7 protein-coding genes are annotated in these 5454 nt (G+C 35.0%); 3 read left to right on the top strand and 4 right to left on the bottom strand.

The features are described from left to right. The coding region (locus AC1DTM_RS17400; protein WP_477000559.1) for a helix-turn-helix transcriptional regulator at positions 1-629 on the bottom strand (629 nt) is incomplete at its 3' end. Between the two features lie 195 nt (positions 630-824). Here AC1DTM_RS17400 and AC1DTM_RS17395 point away from each other — a divergent pair. Further along, the gene (locus AC1DTM_RS17395) at positions 825-1838 is read left to right on the top strand and encodes a LacI family DNA-binding transcriptional regulator (protein ID WP_016104119.1); all 1014 of its coding nucleotides are present in this window, start codon (positions 825-827) and stop codon (positions 1836-1838) included. A gap of 39 nt (positions 1839-1877) precedes the next feature. Here AC1DTM_RS17395 and yhfH read toward each other — a convergent pair whose 3' ends face one another. Further along, a complete protein-coding gene (yhfH, locus tag AC1DTM_RS17390; RefSeq protein WP_000567010.1) occupies positions 1878-2006 on the bottom strand; it encodes a protein YhfH in 129 nt (42 codons plus the stop codon). Between the two features lie 203 nt (positions 2007-2209). Between yhfH and AC1DTM_RS17385 the strand changes: the two genes are divergently transcribed. Together AC1DTM_RS17385 and AC1DTM_RS17380 are read left to right on the top strand one after the other, a co-directional pair. Beyond that, a complete protein-coding gene (locus tag AC1DTM_RS17385; protein WP_016104120.1) occupies positions 2210-2944 on the top strand; it encodes an MBL fold metallo-hydrolase in 735 nt (244 codons plus the stop codon). Positions 2945-2953: 9 nt separating this feature from the next. Beyond that, a complete protein-coding gene (locus tag AC1DTM_RS17380; protein WP_002158958.1) occupies positions 2954-3943 on the top strand; it encodes a lipoate--protein ligase in 990 nt (329 codons plus the stop codon). 62 nt (positions 3944-4005) lie between these two features. Here AC1DTM_RS17380 and AC1DTM_RS17375 read toward each other — a convergent pair whose 3' ends face one another. Both AC1DTM_RS17375 and AC1DTM_RS17370 read right to left on the bottom strand, forming a co-directional pair. Beyond that, positions 4006-4605: a hypothetical protein gene (locus AC1DTM_RS17375; protein WP_002202847.1), complete on the bottom strand. Its 600-nt coding sequence runs from the start codon at positions 4603-4605 to the stop codon at positions 4006-4008. 17 nt (positions 4606-4622) lie between these two features. After that, a complete protein-coding gene (locus AC1DTM_RS17370; RefSeq protein WP_016104122.1) occupies positions 4623-5099 on the bottom strand; it encodes a matrixin family metalloprotease in 477 nt (158 codons plus the stop codon). Positions 5100-5454: the final 355 nt, after the last annotated feature.

Below are 5454 nucleotides of genomic sequence, written 5' to 3'. Positions count from 1 at the left end.
AATGTATCCATACGGTCTAAACGAAAATTACGTATTTGTTTTCGCAGTAAGCAATGAGCAACGATGTACCAAATTCCTGAAATATTGACTAAACCGTAAGGATGAACGGTCCGATTTATTTTTGTAGTTTCTCTTGGTTTACGATAAGAAAAAGAGATAGCTTGTTCTTTTTGAATAGATTCTTGCAATAAGAAAAGTTGGTTTTCTAGTTGTTCTCGCTCGGGTTGCTGATGAGAAAATATAGGAGAAAGGAAACGGAAAGTTCCTCGCAGCTCTTCAACTTTCTTTTTTTGATCAGTAGAGAGGACAACCTCAAGTTTCTCTTTTGCCGATTGCGCATGTACAGAAAAAGAAGAATTGAAAGTTTTCTCAATATAATCACCGCCTAATAAAAGAGTAACAGCCTCTTCAGGCGTAAGTTGAATGGGTGGTAAGAAATAACCATCCATTAATGAATAACCGTGACCAGGCATTGCGAAAAGCGGGACGCCAGATTCACTAAGTGCATCCATATCTCGATAAATAGTGCGTATACTTGTCTCGAATTTTTCAGCTAAGCTTTGTGCTGTAACGGTTTGTTTTCTTTGTAATTCAATTAATATAGCTAATAAACGATCCGTCCGATTCATGAAATATCATCCTTTATTTTATAAATATTCTTATTGTGAAATTCTAAAAGTAGTGTGTAATTTCCTGCAGTTAACAGACTTTTCCCTATGTATAATATTAATATAGTAAAATCATAAGAACCTATATTGCAGTTTCCAATAATATACTATATAATCAGGATAAGAAAACGTTTTCATGCAAAGGGGGAAAATTTCGTGTCGACTATCGAGGACGTGGCGAAATTAGCGGGGTTATCAAGGACAACGGTTTCTAGGGTGATCAATAATCATCCATATGTTTCAGATGAGAAGAAGAAAAGGGTTCAATTAGCAATGAAGCATTTAGGCTTCGTTCCTAATTCTGCGGCGAGAAGGCTTCGTAAACAAAAAACAGAAACAATTGCGGTGCTTGTTCCAAGGATTACAAATCCTTTTTTTAGTAGATTTATTGAAGCAATCGAGATTGCTGCTTCTGAACATAAATATAAACTGATTATTTGTCAAACAAGATATTTACCGGAAAAAGAGATGGAGTATTTACAATTATTATCTACGAAACAAGTAGATGGGATTATTCTATGTTCACTAGAAAATCCGTGGGAAGATGTAGAGCCATACTTGCAACACGGTCCAATCGTGTTATGTAATGAATATATTGAGGAAGCAAATGTTCCAACAGTGAAATTTGATCATGCACAGGGAGCATACATAGCTGCCAATCATGTATTAGAACAAGGATATCGTAATCTGATTTTTTGCCGTGGTAACGAAACGAAAGTAGTGAGCCAACAGCGAAAAATGGGCTTTTTACGCGCTATTACTGAAAAGAGTAGAGAAGTGGAAGCGATCGATTTTCTTGAAAACGCTTTCTCTTGGGACGATGGAAAACGAATATTCAATGAAGTATTAAAGGACAAAAAAAATCCTACCGCGATTTTGGCAGGAGGCGACGAGGTTGCAGCTGGAATTATCTCAGAGGCGAAACGCCATGGTTGGAGTATTCCAGAAGATCTCGCTGTGATCGGTTTTGATAATCAAATTTTAGCGCAGATTACAGAGCCAGGTATTACGACAATTGAACAGCCAATCGACGAGATGGCCCGAAAAGTTGTCGAATTAATGATGGATAAAATCCATACGAAAAATTATCGACAAAAAGAATTGTATGAGTTTGAACTAGAGCTCTTGGTGAAAGGTTCAACGATGAAGGATACGATGTTATTAGCCTAGTAGACTATGTCTGCTAGGTTTTTTTATGTTCACAAACTACTATTCTTCGTGAACGCAATCGTCACATTTGTTATGGTATGCTTCGTGTTGCTCATCAATTTCCTTCCCGCAGTGTGCACAAGTTTTCGTCGGTAAATTTCGGAAAAACTCCATTGGTTGATCAATCATGTCAATCCCTCCATTTCCATTTCTTACTATCATTGTATTAGTACAAAAAACAAAAGTCAACAACTGTTTTATAACAAAATTGAAAATTAATGAAAAAGTTTAGGAAATGGATTATAGTTAACAATGTAGGATGTAAGTAAAAAACTTTCTCAAGTACGGAGAAAAACCGCATTCCTACACGGTTTTAGAAAGGATGGATACATATGAAGATGACTGTTGTCGGCTTTTGGGGCGGCTTTCCAGAAGCGGGAGAAGCAACGTCGGGGTATTTGTTTGAACACGATGGTTTTCGTTTACTTGTAGACTGTGGTAGTGGTGTACTAGCACAGCTTCAAAAATATATAACACCATCTGATATAGATGCAGTTGTATTGTCGCACTATCATCACGATCATGTTGCAGATATTGGGGTATTGCAATATGCAAGATTAATTACGAGTGTGACAAAAGGACAACTACCGGAGTTACCAATATACGGTCATTTGTTTGATGAGAATGGATTCCATTCTTTAACGCATGAACCGCATACGAAAGGAATCGCGTACAATCCAGAAGAAACACTTCAAATTGGACCGTTCTCCATTTCATTCTTAAAAACTGTTCATCCTGTTACATGCTTTGCGATGCGTATTACAGCTGGGGATGATGCCATAGTATACAGTGCAGATTCAAGTTATATTCCTGAATTTATTCCGTTCACAAAAGATGCTGATCTTTTCATTTGTGAATGTAATATGTATGCACATCAAGAGGCTGCCAAAGCAGGGCATATGAATAGTACAGAAGTAGCAAGTATTGCGAAAACTGCGAATGTAAAAGAACTTTTATTAACGCATTTGCCACATACAGGCAATCCATCTGATTTAGTAACAGAAGCAAAACAAATTTTCAGTGGCCATATTACGCTTGCGCATAGTGGTTACGTTTGGAATTCATGAGGTGATACGATGTTATTTATTGATAATAAAGGGATTACAGATCCTACGATAAACTTAGCGATTGAAGAATATTGTGTTAAAAATTTAGATATTAACGAAACATATTTACTGTTCTACATTAATGAGCCTTCGATTATCATTGGTAAAAACCAAAACACAGTGGAAGAAATTAATGCAGATTACGTAAAAGAAAAAGGCATTCATGTCGTTCGTCGTTTATCAGGCGGAGGCGCAGTATATCATGATTTAGGAAACTTAAACTTCAGCTTTATTACGAAAGATGATGGAGACAGTTTCAGCAACTTCAAAAAATTCACAGAACCTGTAACGAAAGCGCTTGGTAAACTAGGCGTAAATGCAGAGCTAAGTGGTCGTAACGACATTTTAGCTGAAGGTAGAAAAATTTCAGGTAACGCTCAGTTTTCAACGAAAGGTCGTATGTTTAGTCACGGTACGTTATTATTTGACTCTGAAATCGATCACGTTGTATCAGCACTAAAAGTGAAGATGGATAAGATTCAATCAAAAGGAATTAAATCAATCCGTAGCCGCGTTGCGAATATTACAGAGTTCTTAAACGAAAAAATGACGACAGAAGAGTTTAGACAACTTCTGCTAGAAACAATTTTCGAAGGAGAAACAGAAATTCCAACGTACGAATTAACAGAAGCTGATTGGAAAGAAATCTATAAAATTTCTGAAGAACGTTACCGCAATTGGGACTGGAACTACGGGAAGTCTCCGAAGTTCAACTTACAACATTCACACCGCTTCCCAGTTGGACAAGTTGATGTTCGCCTTGAAGTGAAAAAAGGAACAGTAACAGAATGTAAAATTTACGGTGATTTCTTCGGATCACTAGATGTTCATGACATTGAAGAACGTCTAACAGGCGTACAATTTGATAAAGATACATTCACTGTAGCTTTAGAAGGCGTAGATATCGCGCGTTACTTCGGTAATATTACAACAGAAGATTTCTTGCATTTATTCTTCTAAATAGAAAAGAGACTGTCATAACTGGCAGCCTCTTTTCTATTTAACTTGGAAAGCTTTTAGTATTAATCTTTATATTTTTCTCGTGCGTCTTTGAAAATACTTTCAATAACACCATCATTTTGAACATGATCTTCCGAAAGTGTAGAGGATTTATTGATGGTTGTCTTCTGTGTATATAAAGGTACCTTTCCAAATGTAACGGCACGAGTTGCATATTTGCCATCATCTACTGGTATTAAGAATAATAGGTATTCTTTTTCTTTAACCATGTTTGTGTAACCGTTGATATTGTAAGCTGTATTAGTTTGTTTATCATAATAAGCATTTTCGGTTATTTGAATTTCTTTGCCCACTAATATATTAGTATCCTGTTGACTATTTTTATATACGTTATTCACTTTGAAACCAGATAAAGTGAAACCTCCATTTACTTCGCCATCAACTTCTGATCTATAAATTTCTGTTTCTTTTTCATCTGTTTTTATTCCACGAACTATAATTGGTGAATTATTTTCTAGTTCTTCCAAATTGTTGAAGCCGTCAGTTTTTGCATCGAATGTGATCTCTTTTGACTTAGATTCAACAAAGGGATTTCCTATAAATAAAAATGTGATGAAGCTTAATACTATGATTATCGATAAGAACCTCAGTGATTTTTTCATCTGTATAATGCCCCCTTTTAATATCTTGCATTAATTCCAGCCCAATCATCTGATTGTGGATAATCTTTATAATTAAACTCATACTGTCGCATTACAGAAATACTGTCATTACTTTTTTGAGTGTGCCCTAAACCGAGAGCATGGCCTACTTCATGAACTGCAGTTTCTTTACGTCTTGCTGAGTCTAATTCTACACGCCATTTTTTAAAAAGAGTGACATTACCGCTACCGCGAAAAATCCCATAAGTATCTCCATTATATCTATCTACATATTCAATTTTGACATTTGCTCCCCCTGGGAGACTGGATTCTTTAGTAAATTGAATTTTTGAGGAAGGATTCCAAGCAGTGATGCCCCTTAAAACCTCACCTTTTAACCCGTATTTACTAAACTCACCATGAATCCAATAATAGGCATTATTTGGATTAGAAATCTTTGAACCATTATGTGTATATGCCTTGATAGAAGATGGTAATACTGTAGCAAATAACAATAAACCGAGTAACGAAAAAATAATTTTTTTACTGTTTCTAACAATATTCCTTCTTTCTGTAATTTTTTATACTTAAATGTAATTTTTCTATAAATAGGTAAATATTCCTTTTTTTATTTCTTTTAAGCATATAAATTTATTTTAATTTGATGTAAAATAAAATGAATTACCTGTACCTAACTTTTCATTAAAAAAGGAGGGATTTTGTTGAGGAAATTAAAAATTCTACTTTTTGTTTTAACAGTAATTGTTACCTTGTTTGCATGTGAAAGTGGAAGAGAAAAATATAATAAAAATATTAATCAAGTAATTAAATTAGAAAATGAAGCGCTCCAAAAACATGGAGAAGAAAATT

The organism is Bacillus sp. P4_D3 (assembly GCF_056401855.1).
This window is presented reverse-complemented; position numbering and strand designations above follow the sequence as displayed.

Bases quoted from the DNA above. Each gene is read 5' to 3' on its own strand.
- yhfH (WP_000567010.1), bottom strand. From the start codon at position 2,006: ATGATTGATCAACCAATGGAGTTTTTCCGAAATTTACCGACGAAAACT.
- AC1DTM_RS17385 (WP_016104120.1), top strand. From the start codon at position 2,210: ATGAAGATGACTGTTGTCGGCTTTTGGGGCGGCTTTCCAGAAGCGGGA.
- AC1DTM_RS17380 (WP_002158958.1), top strand. From the start codon at position 2,954: ATGTTATTTATTGATAATAAAGGGATTACAGATCCTACGATAAACTTA.
- AC1DTM_RS17375 (WP_002202847.1), bottom strand. From the start codon at position 4,605: ATGAAAAAATCACTGAGGTTCTTATCGATAATCATAGTATTAAGCTTC.